The 18763-nt window shown below is 45.7% G+C and carries 22 protein-coding genes; 17 read left to right on the top strand and 5 right to left on the bottom strand.

Going from position 1 to position 18763, the window contains the following annotated elements; genetic code table 11:
• Window positions 1-37: 37 nt before the first annotated feature.
• Complete coding sequence (locus ACTF5U_RS03710) at window positions 38-2725, top strand: ABC transporter substrate-binding protein (protein ID WP_438970294.1); 2688 nt, start codon at window positions 38-40, stop codon at window positions 2723-2725.
• Window position 2726: 1 nt separating this feature from the next.
• Here the strand turns inward: ACTF5U_RS03710 and ACTF5U_RS03705 are convergent, their stop codons facing one another.
• Entirely contained in the window at window positions 2727-3569 is an 843-nt protein-coding gene (locus ACTF5U_RS03705) for a peptidoglycan DD-metalloendopeptidase family protein (RefSeq protein WP_438970293.1), read from the bottom strand.
• Window positions 3553-5061, bottom strand: coding sequence for an exodeoxyribonuclease VII large subunit (gene xseA, locus ACTF5U_RS03700; protein WP_438970292.1), 1509 nt, complete (start codon window positions 5059-5061; stop codon window positions 3553-3555). Before xseA ends, ACTF5U_RS03705 begins: the two co-directional genes overlap by 17 nt.
• A 62-nt stretch (window positions 5062-5123) precedes the next feature.
• On the opposite strand from xseA, the gene guaB reads away from it, so the two are divergent.
• The 16 genes from guaB (at window position 5124) to ACTF5U_RS03620 (ending at window position 15497) form a co-directional block, all read left to right on the top strand.
• Window positions 5124-6587, top strand: a complete 1464-nt coding sequence (guaB, locus tag ACTF5U_RS03695; protein ID WP_438970291.1) for an IMP dehydrogenase — start codon at window positions 5124-5126, stop codon at window positions 6585-6587.
• A gap of 54 nt (window positions 6588-6641) precedes the next feature.
• Window positions 6642-8219: a glutamine-hydrolyzing GMP synthase gene (gene guaA, locus ACTF5U_RS03690; protein WP_438970290.1), complete on the top strand. Its 1578-nt coding sequence runs from the start codon at window positions 6642-6644 to the stop codon at window positions 8217-8219.
• Window positions 8210-8485: an acylphosphatase gene (locus tag ACTF5U_RS03685; protein ID WP_438970289.1), complete on the top strand. Its 276-nt coding sequence runs from the start codon at window positions 8210-8212 to the stop codon at window positions 8483-8485. The genes guaA and ACTF5U_RS03685 overlap by 10 nt, the downstream gene beginning before the upstream one ends.
• A 91-nt stretch (window positions 8486-8576) precedes the next feature.
• Window positions 8577-9011 carry a DUF6524 family protein gene (locus tag ACTF5U_RS03680; protein WP_438970288.1) on the top strand — a complete coding sequence of 145 codons (435 nt, stop codon included), beginning with the start codon at window positions 8577-8579 and terminating at the stop codon, window positions 9009-9011.
• Between the two features lie 32 nt (window positions 9012-9043).
• A complete protein-coding gene (locus ACTF5U_RS03675; RefSeq protein ID WP_438970287.1) occupies window positions 9044-9445 on the top strand; it encodes a DoxX family protein in 402 nt (133 codons plus the stop codon).
• Window positions 9446-9541: 96 nt separating this feature from the next.
• Window positions 9542-9826, top strand: coding sequence for a DUF3144 domain-containing protein (locus tag ACTF5U_RS03670; protein WP_438970286.1), 285 nt, complete (start codon window positions 9542-9544; stop codon window positions 9824-9826).
• A 76-nt stretch (window positions 9827-9902) separates the two neighbouring features.
• A complete protein-coding gene (locus tag ACTF5U_RS03665; RefSeq protein ID WP_438970285.1) occupies window positions 9903-10136 on the top strand; it encodes a hypothetical protein in 234 nt (77 codons plus the stop codon).
• 105 nt (window positions 10137-10241) lie between these two features.
• Window positions 10242-10385 (top strand): hypothetical protein, encoded by a 144-nt coding sequence (locus ACTF5U_RS03660; protein ID WP_438970284.1) that lies wholly within the window; start codon window positions 10242-10244, stop codon window positions 10383-10385.
• Window positions 10386-10397: 12 nt separating this feature from the next.
• Window positions 10398-10619: a hypothetical protein gene (locus ACTF5U_RS03655; protein WP_438970283.1), complete on the top strand. Its 222-nt coding sequence runs from the start codon at window positions 10398-10400 to the stop codon at window positions 10617-10619.
• 13 nt (window positions 10620-10632) lie between these two features.
• Entirely contained in the window at window positions 10633-10878 is a 246-nt protein-coding gene (locus ACTF5U_RS03650; protein WP_438970282.1) for a DUF6868 family protein, read from the top strand.
• Between the two features lie 197 nt (window positions 10879-11075).
• Entirely contained in the window at window positions 11076-11468 is a 393-nt protein-coding gene (locus ACTF5U_RS03645; RefSeq protein WP_438970281.1) for a phosphate-starvation-inducible PsiE family protein, read from the top strand.
• A 113-nt stretch (window positions 11469-11581) separates the two neighbouring features.
• Window positions 11582-11923, top strand: a complete 342-nt coding sequence (locus tag ACTF5U_RS03640; RefSeq protein ID WP_438970280.1) for a winged helix-turn-helix domain-containing protein — start codon at window positions 11582-11584, stop codon at window positions 11921-11923.
• A gap of 59 nt (window positions 11924-11982) precedes the next feature.
• Window positions 11983-12723 carry a molybdate ABC transporter substrate-binding protein gene (gene modA / locus ACTF5U_RS03635; protein ID WP_438970279.1) on the top strand — a complete coding sequence of 247 codons (741 nt, stop codon included), beginning with the start codon at window positions 11983-11985 and terminating at the stop codon, window positions 12721-12723.
• A gap of 2 nt (window positions 12724-12725) precedes the next feature.
• Entirely contained in the window at window positions 12726-13400 is a 675-nt protein-coding gene (gene modB / locus ACTF5U_RS03630) for a molybdate ABC transporter permease subunit (protein WP_438970278.1), read from the top strand.
• Window positions 13397-14467, top strand: coding sequence for a molybdenum ABC transporter ATP-binding protein (gene modC / locus ACTF5U_RS03625; RefSeq protein WP_438970277.1), 1071 nt, complete (start codon window positions 13397-13399; stop codon window positions 14465-14467). The genes modB and modC overlap by 4 nt, the downstream gene beginning before the upstream one ends.
• A 136-nt stretch (window positions 14468-14603) precedes the next feature.
• Window positions 14604-15497 (top strand): SdiA-regulated domain-containing protein, encoded by an 894-nt coding sequence (locus ACTF5U_RS03620; RefSeq protein ID WP_438970276.1) that lies wholly within the window; start codon window positions 14604-14606, stop codon window positions 15495-15497.
• Between the two features lie 51 nt (window positions 15498-15548).
• Here ACTF5U_RS03620 and gnd read toward each other — a convergent pair whose 3' ends face one another.
• From gnd to ACTF5U_RS03605, 3 genes are read right to left on the bottom strand one after another with little or no spacing between them, the layout of a single operon-like run.
• The gene (gene gnd / locus ACTF5U_RS03615; protein WP_438970275.1) at window positions 15549-17015 is read right to left on the bottom strand and encodes a decarboxylating NADP(+)-dependent phosphogluconate dehydrogenase; all 1467 of its coding nucleotides are present in this window, start codon (window positions 17013-17015) and stop codon (window positions 15549-15551) included.
• A gap of 2 nt (window positions 17016-17017) precedes the next feature.
• Window positions 17018-17971, bottom strand: coding sequence for a nucleotidyltransferase domain-containing protein (locus tag ACTF5U_RS03610; RefSeq protein ID WP_438970274.1), 954 nt, complete (start codon window positions 17969-17971; stop codon window positions 17018-17020).
• 45 nt (window positions 17972-18016) lie between these two features.
• A complete protein-coding gene (locus ACTF5U_RS03605; RefSeq protein ID WP_438970273.1) occupies window positions 18017-18736 on the bottom strand; it encodes a PepSY domain-containing protein in 720 nt (239 codons plus the stop codon).
• Between the last annotated feature and the right edge of the window lie 27 nt (window positions 18737-18763).

Below are 18763 nucleotides of genomic sequence, written 5' to 3'. Positions count from 1 at the left end.
ACGGTACTATGCAAACTCACTGGATGCACCGCCAAACATGACTCTGAATCACCTATTACTCTTCGTTATTTTGCTAGCCTCTTGGCACGTGAATGCACACGAAGATGTGACCACGCCATCTCATCAACATAATGTGGTTATCAAATTACAGTGGCAACATCAATTCCAGTTCGCCGGCATCTATGCCGCCAAAGAGAATGGCTTTTATGAACAGGCCGGGCTCGATGTAGACATCCAAACCGGGTTCACCCATCCTTACGATGAAGTCGAAAGCGGCGATGTAGACTTTGGTATGTCTGGAACAGGGATCGTTGTTGAATATCTCAAAGGTCGCCCTTTGGTTGCACTGGGTGCGACATTTCAGGACAGTCCCTATGTTTGGTTAGTCACTGCTGATTCCGGCATTTATTCTGCATCAGACTTTATTAATAAAACCCTGACCCGACAATCTTATGCTGATGATCTTGCGGCCATCTTTCTCAAGCAAAATATTGATCCCAGCAAAATTAACTTCGTTTCACCCTCCGATTCGGATATTGAGCATCTGATTAATGGCCGGGTGGACGGTCTCACAGCCTATATTTCAAACGAACCCTTCTTGATGGCAAGACGGGGTGTGCCATACCGCACCATCGCACCGAAAGATTACAATATTAATTTTTACAGCGATATCCTGTTTACATCACAAGATTACCTCAATAAAAATCCAGAAGTCGTTAAAACGTTCAGGGAAGCAACATACAAAGGCTGGCGTTATGCAGCGACACATCGCGAAGAAACCATTGATCTAATCATCGAGAAATACAATCCACAAAATAAAAGTCGCTCACACTTACAATTTGAAGCGGATCAGTTATTAAAACTAAGTCTCTACCCGACTGTTGATTTTGGTCATATGACGACTGAACGATGGCTAGAAATTGCCCGGACATATCAACAACTCGGACTTTATGACGAAGTCGATGAATTGGATGATTTCATTTATCAGCAACCTCAAACTGAAATAAGCCAACCGACATGGTTGTACTTCGGTCTGGGTTTAATCACCCTGCTGGCGTTATTGGGCTTTCTGCTCAAACATCATCATAATAAGAAACTAACTTCGGAAATTCGTCAGCAAACACAATCTCTTGAAGATGAACTGCATAAACGTGAAGCATTAGAAGCCAGTGCTCGTCACGAAAGTCTTCGCTTACAGACCCTGCTTAATAACACGATTGACAGTGTTATCACGATAAATCAATCAGGGATTATCGAAAACTACAATAAGGCCTCTATCAAGCTGTTTGGTTATCAACCCAGTGAAGTGATTGGACTGAACATCACTAAACTGATGCCGGCAAGTTACCGAGATCTGCATAAACTCGGTATGGCACGCTTCCTGTCTACTGAACAAACCCGCATTATAGGCAAACCCGTTGAGGTTGAAGCGCTACATAAAAATGGCCGTACTTTTCCGATAGAGCTCACGCTCAGTGACTTTAAGTGGGAAGGACAATACCTTTTCACTGGTATTGCTAGAGATATGAGCCAACAAAAAGCAGAAAAACGGGCGTTAATGGCAGCCAAGCATGAAGCTGAACGGGCGAATAATGCCAAGTCCGAATTTTTGTCCGCCATGAGCCATGAGTTACGAACGCCACTGAATGGGATTCTCGGTTTTTCACAGTTGCTGTTAAGTGACAAAGAGAAAAACCTCGACCAAGATCAAAAATACAATATTAATCAGATCCTGCATTGTGGCAAACATCTGCAGGCTTTGATCAATGACGTGTTAGAGCTTTCTGAGATTGAATCAGGCCAAATAAAAACCTCAGACGATCATGTGCCTATTGCGTCCGTATTCGAGGATTGCATGCCCCTTCTGACAACATTAGCTCAACAGCACCAAGTTCAGATTGAACTTAAAGATGGGACTGATGCCGTTGTCATTACCGACTTCACCAAACTTAAACAAGTCTTTATTCATTTAGTCAGTAATGCCATCAAATATAATAAAACCGATGGCAGAGTTTTGATCAGTGCCACTGTGCAAACGCAAAACAGCACCTTGAAACTAACTGTCACTGACACAGGCATCGGTATTGCCGAAGAAAAACAAGAGCAAGTCTTCACTGCCTTTGAGCGACTTGGACAGCAACGTAACATCGCAGGCACAGGCGTTGGTTTAAGTGTCAGTAGGCGGTTGTTGGAAGCGATGGGCGGCAAAATTGATTTTGTCAGCACGCTTGGTCAGGGTAGTAGCTTCTGGATAGAATTGCCACTGGCCAACGAACAGAAAAATAGGCTCAAAGAACTCGACAATCTTAAACAGCAGGAATTGTCTTTATTACAACGTAAGAGCGACAGCGAATCTTATACTCCCATAAAACAAGTCATTTATATCGAAGATAATCCTGCCAATATTCGCCTGATAGAGGTTTTTTTCTCTCGTTTTAAACACGTTGAATTACATATCTGTGAGGACGCAGAGGCAGGTTTTGATTTACTCGAAACGCTAAAACCCGATGTCATTCTGATGGACATTAATTTACCAGGCATGAGCGGCCTGGAAGCCACTCGAAAATTACGTGAAACGCCTGAATATGCTGATATTCCGATAATCGCATTAACCGCTGCTGCGATGGAAGAAAATATTGAGGCTGCTGAAGATCTATTCAAAGCCTATATCACCAAACCAATCGACTTCAGTTTACTGACGCGTGCATTACAGCCTTACTTGTAACTCAGTGTTTCAATGCGCTTTGTGGCGGGAAAAATAAGGTCGGTTCTACCCTTTCATCGTTAAGACTCACCCCTAAATGCAGATGAGGACCCGTGACTCGTCCAGTCGCACCCACGGTACCAATCTTCTCACCCTGTCTGATTGCCTGGCCATCCTCGACTGTAATCTGCTCCAGATGGCAAAACATCGTCACAAGGCCTTGTCCGTGATCGATGAATACCGTATTGCCATTGAAAAAATAATGTCCGGTGCCTCGAACAATGCCCTCAGCCGGTGCCTGAATAATAGTCCCTGTGGCGGCAGCAATGTCCATCCCGCTGTGTGGTTTCCGAGGTTCACCGTTGAAAACACGACGACGTCCAAATAATCCACTGACCCGTCCTTTCAGCGGCCAAATAAAATCAAAAGGGATAGACGCTTTTTCGGTCCATTGCTGTAAAGCTGCATCAATGCGAGCTGTCTCGCTGTTAATGCGCTTCATATCGTACTGGTTTGGGTTCACCTTGCGCTTGTTTTTGATCGTAATGTGCTGAGTCGGATACTGTTTATCTTTAATATCAAACAACACCGTGCTTTTTTCATCCCCACGAGTAACGACCACTTTGTGTGTACCCGGCTTTAGAGCGAGCGGAACACCGAGCACAGCTTTCCACCGCCCATCAGACGCTACCACCATTACCGGCTTACCCTGAAAAACCACTTCCGGTTTCATTTTATTTTGTGCTGATAAAGGAATGATCATGACACCACCGGGAACCGGTGATTGTTGTGGCAGTTCAGAAGCAAAGACCGGCGATGAAAATAGCAGTAACAGACCGAGCAATACTCTATTTTTCAGACACACCTTTCACCTCACATGCCAGATGACCTTTCAATAAGCGTACTTGAATCGTTTCACCGACCTCAACATCATCAGCCCGGGTCAATACTTCGGCATTCGATTTCCGTGTAGTAATACTGTAACCGCGTTCAAGGGTATTGAGCGGACTCACGGCATCTAACGTTCTAACCTGCTGTGATAAACCGTGTTTCGCCTTATCCAGTCGCAACAACATAAGTCTGTTGAGTTGTTTACTGAGGCTATTGAGTGCATGTCGATGGTGTGCCACAGCCTGTTCCGGCAATTGACGCTGCAAACGATGTTGCAAACTGCTTAGCGCCGTTTCTGTTTGTTTCAATTCAGCTCTGAACGCCTGTGTCAGTCGATGCGTCAAGGCAGACAATCTGGACTGTTGCTTATCGATTTGTGCCCGGGGATGTTTAAGCCTTGCAGTCAAAAAATCCAGCTTTTGCTGTCTGCTCGTCACAGCACGCTGCCAGGCAGAGTCGAGTAGTCTGCTTTGCTGGCTTAACACCTGCTTTTGTTGTTTTAATTGCACGTCGGGACGTGGCAAACGACGTTGTAGATGCTGCAAATGACGTTGCTCTGTGGCAAGCCACTGTCGAATCATCCCTGTCAGCCGCTGTTTTAATCCCAGAATGTTTGCCAGCAATTGCTTGGCATCCGGTACAGCGATCTCAGCCGCCGCGGAAGGGGTCGGCGCCCTGACATCGGCAACAAAATCAGCAATGGTGAAATCTATTTCATGGCCCACCGCTGAAATAACCGGCAATGAACAACTAAACAGCGTTCTTGCCAGTTTCTCATCGTTAAAACTCCATAAATCTTCCAGCGAACCTCCGCCACGACCTATGATGAGTACATCACATTCTTGTCTATACTCAGCAAGATTAATGGCATCGACCAACTGTCTGGCTGAATCATCTCCCTGTACCGCCACCGGGTAAAGAATCACCGCCACCGAGGGAAAACGGCGTTTAAGCACGCTTAAAATATCGTGAACAGCTGCACCATCTGGTGAAGAAACAATCCCGATTGTGTGGGGGGTCGCTGGAATCGGCTTTTTATGCGCCTCGTCAAACAGCCCTTCTTCTCCCAGCCGTTGTCTGAGCGCCTCATAAGCACGCTGCAATGCGCCGCTTCCAGCTTCTTCCATGTGCTCAACGACAAGCTGAAACTCGCCGCGCCCTTCATACAGAGTAACTCTGACTCGTAACAGCACCTGCATCCCATTTTCTGGTTTAAAACGTAATTGCCGATTACGATTACGAAACATGGCACAGCGAACTTGCGCGGCTTCGTCTTTAAGCGTGAAGTAAATATGCCCCGAGCCTGGCATGGCCAAATTAGATATTTCGCCTTCAACCCAAAGCAAAGGAAAAGAGCCTTCCAGCAGCACACGGGCTTCACGTACCAGACGGGAAACCGGATACACATCTTTCACAGCACGGCTTGCCAGCGTACCTCGTGAATCAGATGTATTTGTAGATATCATAAACCCAGAACTTCCTGATATAATTGCACGATCATTTTACAGTAATTTCAGGAACGTGCCCGATGAGAATTGCTCAAGAAGCCCTGACGTTTGACGACGTATTGCTACTACCCGCCTATTCAAATATCCTCCCAAGGGATGTCAATCTTGCAACAAAATTGACACGTGACATCACCATCACAATACCATTGATTTCGTCTGCAATGGATACCGTCACCGAGAGTCGGTTGGCCATCGCGCTGGCTCAGGAAGGCGGCCTGGGTATTCTGCACAAAAACATGACCATTGAGCAACAAGCGGATGAAGTTCGCAAGGTCAAAAAGTTTGAAAGTGGTGTAGTTCGCGATCCGATCACGGTCACCCCCAATACAACTATCGGTGAAGTCGTTGACTTGACCCGTGCACACAGCATCTCTGGAGTGCCGGTGGTGGATGGTGAAGAATTAGTGGGTATCGTTACTAGCCGTGACCTGCGTTTTGAAACGCATTACGGCAACCCGGTTTCTGAAATTATGACCAAGAAAGCCAATCTGGTTACGGTGCAGGAAGATACTTCACGAGAAGAAGTTTTAAACCTGTTGCATAGCAACCGTATCGAAAAGTTACTGGTAGTCGATGATAACTTCCACCTGACCGGCATGATTACAGTCAAGGACATTCAGAAACAAACGGATAATCCACATGCGTCCAAAGACGCTCAGGAGCGTTTGCGTGTAGGCGCTGCCGTTGGTATCGGTGCTGAAAGTAATAAGCGTATCGAAGCACTCGCTGCTGCCGGCGTTGATGTGATTGTGGTTGATACTGCTCACGGTCACTCACAAGGCGTTTTAGATCAAGTTAAATGGACAAAGCAAAACTTCCCTCAAATTCAGGTCATCGGCGGTAATATCGCAACCGGGGAAGCCGCATTGGCATTAGTGGAAGCCGGTGCAGATGCAGTAAAAGTCGGTATTGGTCCTGGCTCTATCTGTACTACTCGCGTTGTTGCGGGTGTGGGTGTACCTCAAATCAGCGCTATCAGCAATGTCGCCACGGCCCTTGAAGGTACCGGCGTTCCATTGATTGCTGATGGTGGTATCCGTTTCTCGGGCGACATCGCCAAAGCGCTGGTTGCCGGCGCCCACAGCATAATGATTGGTGGCATGTTCGCCGGTACTGAAGAAGCGCCTGGAGAAGTCGAGCTTTATCAGGGACGGGCTTATAAGTCATACCGAGGAATGGGTTCATTGGCTGCGATGTCACAAAAACAAGGTTCAAGCGACCGTTACTTCCAGGAATCCAGTGCAACAGACAAGCTGGTACCGGAAGGCATTGAAGGTCGTGTTCCATTTAAAGGTAGTCTGGGCGCCGTTGTTCACCAGTTGATTGGTGGTATCCGCGCCAGCATGGGCTATACCGGTTCAGCCACTATTGAAGAGATGCGAACCATCCCCCAATTCGTCAAAGTAACCGCGGCGGGCATGAGTGAAAGTCACGTCCATGACGTAACCATCACTAAAGAAGCGCCAAACTACCGCGTTAACTAATAAAACACTGCCCCACTCGGGGCAGTTCTCATTAACAGAGTTGAAGAAACCTCAATGACCAGCAATATTCACGATCATCGTATTCTTATCCTTGATTTCGGTTCGCAATACACGCAGCTCATCGCGCGTCGTATCCGTGAAGCCGGTGTTTATTGTGAATTACGTAACCCGGAAATCACCGAAGCCGAGATTCGTGAATTCAATCCCAAAGGCATTATCTTGTCCGGTGGTCCCGATTCTACTATTGGCGATGAAGCACCCAGCGCGCCAAAAGTCGTGTTTGAATTAGGCCTGCCTGTATTTGGTATTTGCTACGGTATGCAAACCATGGCCACGCAATTAGGCGGACAGGTTGAATCCTCCAATCATCGTGAATTTGGCTATGCCCAGATTCGTGCACGCGGCCATTCCGAACTACTAAAGAATATCGAAGATCACACCACTGAAGAAGGCTGGGGCATGCTTGATGTCTGGATGAGCCATGGTGACCGTGTCTCTGGAATGCCTCAGGGTTTTAAAGTTATCGCCAGCACAGACAGTGCACCGATTGCTGGTATGGCTGATGAAGAACGTCATTTCTATGGTGTTCAATTCCACCCTGAAGTGACCCATACCACTCAGGGTCAACGCATGATTGAACGCTTCCTGACTGACATCTGTGGCTGTGAAACCTTATGGACTTCTGCCAATATCATTGAAGATCACATCGCCACCGTGCGTGAGCAAGTAGGCGATGATGAAGTATTACTAGGTCTTTCAGGTGGTGTTGATTCTTCCGTAGTCGCCGCTTTGTTACACAAGGCGATTGGTGATCAGCTTACCTGTGTATTCGTGGACAACGGCTTGCTTCGTGAAAACGAAGGTGAACAAGTGATGGCAATGTTTGCCAAACACATGGGTATTAAGGTGATTCGTGTTGATGCTGAAGATCGTTTTCTGAGTCAACTTGCCGGTGTCAATGATCCGGAAGAAAAACGTAAAATCATCGGCCGCGAGTTTGTTGAAGTCTTTGATGAAGAAGCCTCAAAACTGAAAAATGTGAACTGGCTGGCACAAGGTACGATCTATCCCGATGTAATCGAATCTGCCGCTGCCAAAACAGGTAAAGCGCAGGTGATTAAAACCCATCACAATGTCGGTGGTTTACCAGAACACATGAAACTCAAGTTGATTGAGCCACTGCGTGAACTTTTCAAAGACGAAGTGCGTAAATTAGGTGTTGAACTGGGTCTGCCCTCAGACATGGTTTACCGCCATCCATTCCCAGGACCGGGTCTGGGGGTACGTATTCTCGGTGAAGTCAAAAAAGAATATGCCGATCTGTTACGTAAAGCCGATCATATCTTCATCGAAGAACTGCGAAACCACGATCTCTACGATAAAACAAGCCAGGCATTTGCTGTTTTTCTGCCCGTAAAATCCGTCGGCGTTATGGGTGATGGCCGTCGTTATGACTATGTCGTCTCTCTGCGTGCTGTGGAAACCATTGATTTTATGACAGCGCGCTGGGCGCACTTACCCTATGAATTTCTGGACTTGGTTTCGCGTCGAATTATCAACGAAACAACCGGTATTTCACGCGTTACTTACGATATTTCGAGCAAACCACCCGCTACGATTGAATGGGAATAAAACAGCATCATTTACTGATAAGCGGCCACGTTCAGGGTGTCAGTTACCGTGTCAGTGCATGGGAAAAAGCGCAACAGTTAGGATTGATGGGCTGGGTGAAAAATCTGCCTGATGGCCGCGTTGAAATGCTTGTTGAAGGAGATGAAGCTGCATTGCAGAAAATGATGGCATGGGCAGAAAAAGGTCCCTGCTTTGCGAAAGTCAGCAACGTTACGATCAGCGAACAACCCGCCACTGACCAATTCAGCGATTTTCAAATTCGCTAACGCCTCGCATACTTAAACTCAACACGGGTTTCCGAAACCCATTCTAAACGCTATGATGGCCTGACCTTCGACGAATACATCAAGGATTTGTATGGCTCAGAAATTCAATTCACAAGGCTTTTTTCTTCGCTTTGTCTTTGCTCTTGCGTTGGTTTACGTTACTTATAACCCCACCGATTTAAGTTATTATAATTGGGCGAAAGATGTGCTGTTTGGTGATGCTATTCTGCTATCACCTCCCTTCGCCTTAGTCTCAATTATCCTCCTAATTGGCTGGACGATTTATCTCAGAGCAACACTGCGATCACTAGGTGGTTTTGGCTTATTGCTGGCAATAGGTTTATTTTCTATCATTATCTGGTGGCTAGTCGATCTTGGGCTGCTCGGCATTGATAACGTTACCGTATTAAGCTTTATCGTCTTATTCCTTATCGCCGCGGTGTTGGCTGTAGGAATGTCATGGTCACATGTCAGACGCCGCTTATCGGGCCAGGCCGATATGGATGACGTAGACGAAGAACCCTAAAAAAATCTATAAATTAACGAGGAGAAGAGAAAATGGAAAACTTTCTTTCCGCATGGCAACCACGCGTATTAAGTGTCGTTCGTATTATTTCAGCATTCCTGTTTATGCAGCATGGTGCTCAGAAAATTTTTGGCTTTCCGGCTGAACAGCGCTATCCGTTTGATTTATTTTCAATGTCAGGCGTGGCTGGTACATTAGAATTATTTGGTGGATTTTTGCTGCTTATTGGTCTGTTTACACGACCCGTTGCATTCCTTTTATCAGGCTTAATGGCGTTTGCCTATTTTATTGCCCACGCACCACAGGATTTCTGGCCATTGAATAATGGTGGTGAACTTGCAACCCTGTTTAGCTTTGTATTCCTCTACTTTGTATTTGCCGGTGGTGGTAGCTGGAGTGTCGATTGCCTGTGCAAATGTAAACGAAATAAGTAATCCCTTTATTAAAACTAATGATGCCGCAGGAAGGCTGATGTATGAGCTTCCTGCGGTTTTTTATTATAAAACGAAATTATAGGAGCCAACCTACAAGTGGATGATGAAACATTTTTTGAACGGGCAGACGCGCACATTTATTTATCAAATGAACAAATATCTGACTCGATCAGTCGAGGAAAAGTCAGTGCCTCGATGATGTATAGCACAGCGAGATTCAATGCCTGGCTGAGTGCATGTGGTTTTGATAGTGCTGAAGAAATGAGTGAACATAAACAGGAAGTCATTGACTATTTCATGGCAGAATACCGAAAAATGCTCGAGGAAAACATCAATGATTACATTGAAAACTACGAGCCTTACATGACACCAGCAAAGTGATGGCTGTAGAACAATAAAACTCAACATAAAAACTGACTTTGCGATAGCATCGGGATGTTCATCACAGGAGCAATATATGTTCATAGGGTCAGTCAGAGATGTTGGTAGTCGAGGGTTACGCTTTTTATGCCTCTTATTTGTTATGGTGGCGGCGTCTGGCTGTGCGACCCGGGCTTTGATGTCGTCCGATCGCTATGAAAAACCGGAACCGGAAACACAGCAATTTCGTTCCAATGAAGATTTATCGCAATTGTGGCAACCTGAAATGATTCAGGTTGAATCTGCGTTCAAGGAAACGATGGCAGAATAAAGAACGTTTAAGCCCCACAGCGTCGACGACCTCCCCTCCACCACATGAATTTATAAAACCAGCATGATATGGTTTTCTTCTATTTTAAAAATCAGGGAGCCCTGAATGACTAGAAAGTGGTTACTTGCATCAGCTTTAGTTGTTATATTCAGTTTAACCGCCTGTCATGGTCACTTGCATCATAAGGTCCCGCCAGGTCATGATCCTGATGGTCCGGGTAACAGTGAAAATGCACCAGGCCATGAATAAAAGGAATCCACAATGACGTTTACGCGTATTATCGGCGTTTTATTGATTATCGCTGGCACTGCCGGTCTGGTCTATGGTGGTTTCAGTTTTACCAAAGAGACCCATGAAGCCAAATTGGGGCCACTTGAACTCGAAGTTCAAGAAAAAGAGAACGTGGCGATACCAACCTGGGCCGGTGCCGGGGCAATTGGTGTAGGTGTTGTATTATTACTTGTGGGAGGGCGGCGGCGGTAACTCGGCCGACCCCATGCTTATGACAATAGATTCATTGATCGCTTTATTTGGCTGGATGACAGTCATCAATGTGGCTTTACTGATATTCAGCACCCTGATGCTGACTCTTTTTCGATCGCTTGTTATCAGAGTTCACCAGAAATTGACCGGGCTGGAAAGAGCATCGCTTAAACCAGCTTATTTTCACTACCTCGCTTTCTATAAAATTCTCATCATTGTGTTTAATCTCGTCCCCTATCTGACACTTAAAATTATCTAACTATTCTGTACTTCCATATTTGACTCTGGTTCCAGTTTGTCGAAAATTACGGAAAACGAGACAACTTCTAATAATTTTTTCTGGTAGTATCCCCCGACCACACGCTAAATCTCTGCTTCTTAAACAACTCTCAAGAGCATGTTTAAAAAACAGTCATTCTGATGTGTGGTGTTTAATAGGCAATAGGAGAAATGCTTATGGTACATCATGTTAAAAAAACGGTGAGTCGTTCACTCGCTCTGGCACAGGACTTTGGTTTGGTTGTTGTTGCACTTGCAACTTTGGTTGCGATTGGCATCGAAATCAAGATTATGGTGGATAACAACTATGTATCGTTAACCGATCTATTGTTGCTGTTTATCTATCTCGAAGTACTGACCATGGTCGCAGTGTATTACGAATCCGGTGAACTACCGATCAAGATACCGCTGTATATCGCAATTGTTGCATTGGCTCGCTATCTGATCCTCGATATGAAAAATCTCGATACCTGGCGAATTATGGGGATTACCTCAGCGATACTGCTATTAGGTGGTTCGATTATCGTCATTCATTACTGCAAAACAATGCAGGAAAAGGTTAAAAGCTGATCATAACGCGATGAAAGGCTTTTAAAGCGGCGATGGCGACATCGCCGTTTTTTTAGATTGCGTTATGCATGTTCATACATTACGATAAATTATCGTCTGTTTGGAAAAATATCATGGCTTCGCAATTTACCGTACATGGCAGATTATGGATTGAAGGCCCAGCGGGCACCATAATTGGTCATGGACGGGTTGAATTATTAGAGAAAATTGATGAATTAGGCTCGCTGAGCGCTGCCTCGGCGGCCTTGGGTATGTCCTATCGCTACGCCTGGAAACTGGTCAAATCAATGAACGAACACAGTGACAGGCCGCTAACCAAGCTTAGCTCAGGCGGGCGTGGTGGCGGTCATGCTGAACTCACCGAAACTGGCAAAGAAGCTGTCGCTACATACCGTCAGACTGATCGTGAGTTTGAACAGTTTCTAAGCCAACAAGCAGAAAAACTACCCGGCTAGATTTTTTGCCATCCGATATGCGTGATGATGCATATCGCTTGTCTCATTGGGATAAATGAATGCATTTTAAAAAGCTGCTTTTACTAATTCTGCTTTTTTTGCCTTTTCAGCTTAATGCTGCTCAACTCAAAGTGGCTGTTGCCAGTAATTTCAGTCATGTGATGGCAAAACTGGTTCATGAGTTTGAATTACAGTCAGCGCATGAAGTCATTCTGATATCGGGCTCGACCGGGAAACTCTATGCCCAGATACTCAATGGAGCACCGTTTGATGCCTTTTTCGCTGCGGATACGTTCCGTCCAAAGCAACTGGAGCTAAACCATTACATCGTGTCCGGTTCCCGCTTTACTTATGCTACTGGCAAGATCGTACTCTGGAGTGGCGATCCTGATTTGATCGATTCGGAAGCAGCGATACTCTCGTCAATGTCATTCAGGCACCTTTCCATAGCGAATCCCAAACTTGCGCCTTATGGCCTGGCAGCGCAACAATTTTTGCAATCGAAAAGACTGTGGCAACCTTTGCAGGAGAAAATCGTACGCGGAGAGAACATTGGACAGGCATATCACTTTATTGAAAGTGGTAATGCCGAGCTGGGCTTTGTTGCCTTAGCTCAAATTAAACAGCGAATGAAACTGGAAACAGGCAGTTTCTGGATGGTTCCTGCTGAACTTTACCAGCCGATCGAGCAAGACGCCGTCCGACTTACGAATAAGATCGGCATCAAAGTTTTTATGGACTTTATTCAGAGTGCAAAGGCCAAACAAATCATTCGAGACTATGGCTATGAAGTGTCCTGACAATGCATGCTGATTTAATGGCTTTTGCCATCACACTCAAACTGGCAGCTATCACCACCGTCATCTTATTGTTGATTGGTACCCCTCTTGCCTGGTGGCTGGCTCGGAGTCAATGGCGCTATAAATTCTTAATTGAAACGGTTATTGCTTTACCGTTGGTATTACCGCCTACCGTGCTTGGTTTTTACTTACTCATAATGCTCGGTCCCCATGGTCCCATCGGTGGTTTGTCTGAGGCGCTGGGTGGCAGACCTCTGGCTTTTACCTTTACCGGCCTGGTGATTGGCTCTGTATTTTACTCGCTGCCTTTCGTGGTTCAGCCGTTGCAAAATGTCTTTACCGCTATTGGTAATAACGTTATGGAGCAGGCAGCAACATTACGCGCCGGTCCGGTTGATCGATTCTTCAGTGTTATGGTGCCGATGGCGAGGCCGGGTTTCCTGACGGCGGCGGTATTGGGATTTGCTCATACTATTGGTGAGTTCGGTGTTGTGTTGATGATTGGTGGCAATATTCCGGGTTCAACCAAAGTCATTTCTATTGCCATTTATGACCATGTTGAATCACTGCAATACACGCAGGCCCATTGGCTATCCGCTATTTTATTGTTGTTATCATTTCTTATGCTGATGGCGGTTTATGGGCTCAATCGACGCTTTAGTGTTTTACGCTCATGAGTAGTCTCGATGTTAAACTCAAGATTCCCCGTAAAGACTTTGATGTCAACGCTAGTTTGAGCGTGTCATCCAGTCAGGTAACCGCTGTTTTTGGTCCATCAGGCTGTGGCAAAACCAGTTTGATGCGCGCCATTGCAGGACTGGAAAGCTCGGCTACCGGTTTTATCAAAATGGCCGATAAAATCTGGCAGGATGAGCATTATTTCAAACCTGCCCATCAACGTGATATTGGTTTTGTGTTTCAGGATGCCAGTCTTTTCCCACACCTCAATGTATTTGATAATTTGCAGTTTGGTCTCAAACGTCAGACAAAAAATAAACGCCGTGTCTCTCTGGAGCAAGCGATTGATTTACTTGCCCTCGCACCGCTATTGAATCGCAGCGTTGAAAATCTTTCAGGTGGTGAAAAACAACGTGTTGCTATTGCCCGTGCAGTAGCTACCTCACCTGCGGTGTTGTTATTTGATGAACCGCTCGCTGCGGTTGATATCGCACATAAACATGAAATCCTGCGCTATATTCAATCGTTACATTGTGAGTTAGATATACCGATGCTGTATGTCAGTCATCAAATGGATGAAGTCGCTCGTTTAAGTAATAACCTGCTTCTTTTAGAAAAAGGGCAGCAATTGGCCAGTGGCCGGACAGTGGAAATGTTGTCCCAGCTTACCCTGCCTTTTGCCCATTACGAAGAAGCCGCCGCCGTGCTCGATACTGTTGTCACTGCACATGATGATCTATATGGACTAAGCTCACTAGCCTTTGCCGGTGGAAACATCACGGTAAATCGGAACAACTTAAACCAGGGCGATAAAGTCCGGTTGAGAATTATGGCACGTGATGTCAGTGTTTCCCTTCAACACCCCGAACAAACAAGCATTTTAAATATTCTTCCTGCCACCATTGAATCAATGCTCAGTGAGGGAAGTTCGCTAAAATTGATCCGTCTTAACGTGGGTGGGCAGATCATCCTTAGCCGCATCACCGCCAAATCTGCCGATCACCTTAAATTAGTCGCCGGTAAAACTGTATTTGCCCAAGTCAAAGCTGTATCGCTTTTGATCTGATTGGCGCTCCCCCCTTAGCCTTCAATCTATTGTCATCATGCCGTCATTTTTTTATGCGTTAATCAGGGCATATTCATCTTGAATTAAGCTTACTACGCTAGATTACTGTTACTTTAATGGCCCATATAGGTTTGCTATGAGACAAAAATCGGGACAGTTGCAATACCTTTCAGTCGCTCTCGGCTTTCTGCTGTTGGGGCTTATTATTATCAACAAGCCATTCACCCCAGATGCTCAGGCACATGTTTCCGAATGGGACCTCAACTATCACTATGATATTGGTCAACCGGTCACCCTAAAAACAATCAAAGATAATCTGTCTGGGCTGACCTATCACCCGGAGAGTGATCACCTTTATGCGGTGTTGAATAACCCTGAAGAAATGATTGAACTCAGCAAACAAGGAGAGGTAATTCGTCGTATTACGCTGGACGGCTTTTCTGATACTGAAAGTATTGATTACCTTGGTAATGGCTTGTTCGTGGTATCCGAAGAGCGTCGCCATCGCTTAGTGTTTTTCTATATTGATTCTGACACGGTCAGCATTGACTATGCTGAGACGCAACATGTCCCTCTGGACTGGGCCAACGATAATAATAAAGGCCTCGAAGGTGTTACCTGGTCGGCACGTTATGGTTTTTTTGTTGCCCATGAACAGCCCCCTAAGGTCATGCATCACACCATGCATGATGCCGAGCCTCAATTCGATGCATCCAGGCTTAACAATGAGCTACCTTTTGATGTTTCAGATTATGCCGGAATCAGCATGCTGCACGATGGTGACGAAGAGTATCTGTTGGTCTTGAGTGAAGAATCTCAGAGCCTGCATGCACTCAATCTACAGGGGATTGCGGTTTCATCGCTATCGCTGAAAGCAGGTCTGCTTAACTTATGGCCAATAATGAAACAGCCAGAAGGTGTGGCTGTAGATAATGATGGCAATATCTACATTGTCGGTGAACCCAACCAGATGCTGACACTAAAACGGAAAACGCGATTAGCTCAGCTCACGGGAAAGCCGCATTCCTGATACAAAAAAGGCGGTCTCTGACCGCCTTTTTATTCTCATCAAATTAAACCGTTAGACATCGTAAGTTGAGGCTGAGATATTACCGCCCCGACCTGTCCAGTTGGTATGGAAAAATTCGCCGCGGGGTTTATCAATACGCTCATAGGTATGGGCACCAAAATAATCACGTTGCGCCTGCAACAGGTTAGCCGGCAAACGTTCACTGCGATAACCATCATAGAATGACAAAGCGCTGCTGAAGGTCGGCACCGGAACACCCAGCGCTACTGCCGTACCCACAGCTTTACGCCAGCCAGGTAAAGCCTCTGTAATCGCATCAATAAAGAAATCATCCAATAACAGATTTTCAAGCTTTGGATTTAAATCAAACGCATCACGGATTTTACTCAGAAACTGACTGCGGATGATACATCCACCACGCCACATCAAAGCGATACCGCCATAGTTAAGTTCCCAACCATATATTTCTGCCGCTTCCCGCATCAACATATAACCCTGCGCATAGGAAATAATTTTTGAGGCGTACAAGGCATCACGAATGGCATTCACCATTTCTTTTTTGTCGCCATCAAATGTAGCTGAAATAGCCGGTAATACTTTCGAGGCGCGAACACGCTCCTCTTTTCGCGCTGACAGACAACGGGAAAATACCGCTTCACCGATCAGCGTAAGCGGGATACCCAAGTCCAGTGCATTCATACCAGTCCATTTACCCGTACCTTTCTGGCCAGCAGTATCCAGAATACTATCAACCAGCAATGCTCCGTTATCATCTTTGACGGCAAGAATATCGCGGGTAATTTCGATCAGATATGAGTCCAACACCCCGTCATTCCATTCAGCAAATACCTGCTGAATGTCATCTCCGCTCATGCCCAGACCTTCACGCATCATCTGGTATGCCTCACAGATAAGCTGCATATCGCCGTATTCGATACCATTGTGCACCATTTTCACATAGTGACCGGCACCATCATTACCCACCCAGTCACAGCATGCTTCACCATCTACTTTGGCCGCAATCGATTGAAAAATAGGTTTGATATGAGGCCATGCCGCATTATTACCACCAGGCATTAAAGACGGTCCATGACGTGCGCCTTCTTCACCACCTGAAACACCACTGCCGATAAACAGAATGCCTTTTTTGTGTAATTGATGCGTGCGGCGGTCACTATCGTTATAAAGCGAGTTACCACCATCGATAATGATGTCGCCCTTATCAAGATAAGGCACCAGTTGTTCAATGAAGGCATCAACAACAGGTCCCGCTTTTACCATCAGCATCACTCTACGTGGTGCTTTCAGGCTTTCGACAAATGATTTTAATTCATGAAACCCAAGAATATTGGTACCCTTTGCAGGCCCTTCCAGGAATTCATCTACTTTACTGGTTGTCCGGTTATAAACTGAAACGGTAAAACCATTGTCGTTCATATTCAGAACCAGATTTTGCCCCATTACAGCCAAACCAACCAGACCAATATCCGCCTTAGCGGGATTTACCACTTCACTCATAATTATCTACACACCTTTATGTATTCACCAATAGCTTCTCGCGTTGACCCGACTACCAGTCTTCGTTGACCCGAAGCGGAGTCACATTCAACGGCACCTGTTACTTCAATTACTTCTCCCACTCTCGCCTGACCCACATACGTATGCGTAAACGACACCACTTCTGGCGTCATTTCATTATCAATCAGATAACGGGCAGGAAAATCAAAAGCACGATGGTCATCCAGCACCACGGCTTTGACAGTAGAAATCCCTTGTTTTATATAATGATGATGGTCGTGTTCCAGCTCTTCAGGTAAACACACCATACCGATATCAAACTTGGTGCCATCAATTGCTGCTTTATTGAATTTGCGAGATTCATGCCAGGCAAAATCATCAAAATTAAGTTCGCCACCACGACGGTGAAAATTGTCTTTCATGAGAGATAGATCTAATGCATCGAATAGCCCGGAAGCTACGGCCTGTCTGACTGCTTCCCGTGTCTGGTGGAATGCTTCCCGGCCGTAAACGACCAGATCGATATCGGAACCTTTTTTTTGCTGACCAATCAACATCGATCCGGTAAGCCCCAATAAGTCACAATTAACGCCGAGCTGCACCAATATAGTGATTAATTTATGGAGTTTTTGTTCGATTTCATCCTCAGGTTCACGTGCGAGTAATGTTCTTAAACGCTGTTCCGGGCGATGATGAGTAACAATGTCTGTGATCTTGACCGCATGAAATTCTGCGTCAAATTGCTTTGACTTAAAAAGGTATTGCGGATAGTGACGAGAAAGTAGGCGATGGGCTTGAGCTGTATCGACTTTTTGCCACGCTTCGCCGTGACTGGCATAGCGCAGAAAACTACCTACTTTTTGCTGATGCGGATGATAACTGACTACAGCGAAGATGAGACCGTCCTCAGTTTGGACAAAATCTTTCGGCAAATACGGAAAACCTGCCTGTCTCATTGTTTGTTCCACTCCTTATTTCTAGTCAGAATCATACCAATCTGATTAATTGCGTCGCCTCCCCCACATCCACAGTCCTGTAAACGACAACGCCACCAGCAAGAGGCCCAATATATCAATAAGGAATACGCCAAAGCTTCCTAAAATCCGGCCATTGTGAATATCGAGCATCAATTGCTCAACTGAGACACCTTGTCCATAGAAAAACTGTTTAAGATCCTTGGCTACAGCATCTGGTAATGGATAGGGTTTACTCCATGAGACGCCGGCTAAAGAAATCGGTTCCCATTCATCGAGCATAAAGTTACTTCGCCACATACCATTACGTGCCTGAATTACCGGTTCACCATGATAAGTACCAATATTCTGTATTGGTGCAGGTACGCCCGCTTCTGCCCCCATTCGTTCGACCAACTCACCGTCACGGGTCAGTAAAATCAATGCATTATCAGTGGCAAGCACCATCAGCGCTTCAAGTACAATACCGCCGATCAAAGGACGATGGATATGGGTAACAGGTTTGTCGTCAACGAATAGTTGAGTATCAAACTGGGAAAGAATTTTGTTATCGATAAGAAAAACAGCATCCGGCTCAGCATCACCGATACCATAATGGGTCATCAGCCAGTTCCAGCTGATATAGCGTTGATCCAGCTTAAACATGCCGGCATGATTGACAATCATGCCGCTCAGTAACTGACACAGGATCAAAAAAGCAATGCCTATCATCAGAATCCGTTCTGCACCCCGTTTTTTACTGGGCATTAATTCACACTCCTTAACAAGGATAAG

It is taken from the genome of Methylophaga sp. (assembly GCF_965655755.1).
Classification (GTDB): domain Bacteria; phylum Pseudomonadota; class Gammaproteobacteria; order Nitrosococcales; family Methylophagaceae; genus Methylophaga.
Note: the sequence above shows the minus strand (reverse complement) of the source record. Positions and strands in the feature narration are given on the sequence as shown.

Coding starts and splice junctions, on each gene's coding strand:
- guaA (WP_438970290.1), top strand. CDS start 6,642: ATGACCAGCAATATTCACGATCATCGTATTCTTATCCTTGATTTCGGT.
- ACTF5U_RS03645 (WP_438970281.1), top strand. CDS start 11,076: ATGGTACATCATGTTAAAAAAACGGTGAGTCGTTCACTCGCTCTGGCA.
- ACTF5U_RS03605 (WP_438970273.1), bottom strand. CDS start 18,736: ATGCCCAGTAAAAAACGGGGTGCAGAACGGATTCTGATGATAGGCATT.
- ACTF5U_RS03610 (WP_438970274.1), bottom strand. CDS start 17,971: ATGAGACAGGCAGGTTTTCCGTATTTGCCGAAAGATTTTGTCCAAACT.
- ACTF5U_RS03710 (WP_438970294.1), top strand. CDS start 38: ATGACTCTGAATCACCTATTACTCTTCGTTATTTTGCTAGCCTCTTGG.
- ACTF5U_RS03685 (WP_438970289.1), top strand. CDS start 8,210: ATGGGAATAAAACAGCATCATTTACTGATAAGCGGCCACGTTCAGGGT.
- gnd (WP_438970275.1), bottom strand. CDS start 17,015: ATGAGTGAAGTGGTAAATCCCGCTAAGGCGGATATTGGTCTGGTTGGT.
- ACTF5U_RS03675 (WP_438970287.1), top strand. CDS start 9,044: ATGGAAAACTTTCTTTCCGCATGGCAACCACGCGTATTAAGTGTCGTT.
- guaB (WP_438970291.1), top strand. CDS start 5,124: ATGAGAATTGCTCAAGAAGCCCTGACGTTTGACGACGTATTGCTACTA.
- modC (WP_438970277.1), top strand. CDS start 13,397: ATGAGTAGTCTCGATGTTAAACTCAAGATTCCCCGTAAAGACTTTGAT.
- ACTF5U_RS03660 (WP_438970284.1), top strand. CDS start 10,242: ATGACTAGAAAGTGGTTACTTGCATCAGCTTTAGTTGTTATATTCAGT.
- modA (WP_438970279.1), top strand. CDS start 11,983: ATGCATTTTAAAAAGCTGCTTTTACTAATTCTGCTTTTTTTGCCTTTT.
- ACTF5U_RS03620 (WP_438970276.1), top strand. CDS start 14,604: ATGAGACAAAAATCGGGACAGTTGCAATACCTTTCAGTCGCTCTCGGC.
- ACTF5U_RS03665 (WP_438970285.1), top strand. CDS start 9,903: ATGTTCATAGGGTCAGTCAGAGATGTTGGTAGTCGAGGGTTACGCTTT.
- ACTF5U_RS03640 (WP_438970280.1), top strand. CDS start 11,582: ATGGCTTCGCAATTTACCGTACATGGCAGATTATGGATTGAAGGCCCA.
- modB (WP_438970278.1), top strand. CDS start 12,726: ATGCATGCTGATTTAATGGCTTTTGCCATCACACTCAAACTGGCAGCT.
- ACTF5U_RS03680 (WP_438970288.1), top strand. CDS start 8,577: ATGGCTCAGAAATTCAATTCACAAGGCTTTTTTCTTCGCTTTGTCTTT.
- ACTF5U_RS03655 (WP_438970283.1), top strand. CDS start 10,398: ATGACGTTTACGCGTATTATCGGCGTTTTATTGATTATCGCTGGCACT.
- ACTF5U_RS03650 (WP_438970282.1), top strand. CDS start 10,633: ATGCTTATGACAATAGATTCATTGATCGCTTTATTTGGCTGGATGACA.
- xseA (WP_438970292.1), bottom strand. CDS start 5,061: ATGATATCTACAAATACATCTGATTCACGAGGTACGCTGGCAAGCCGT.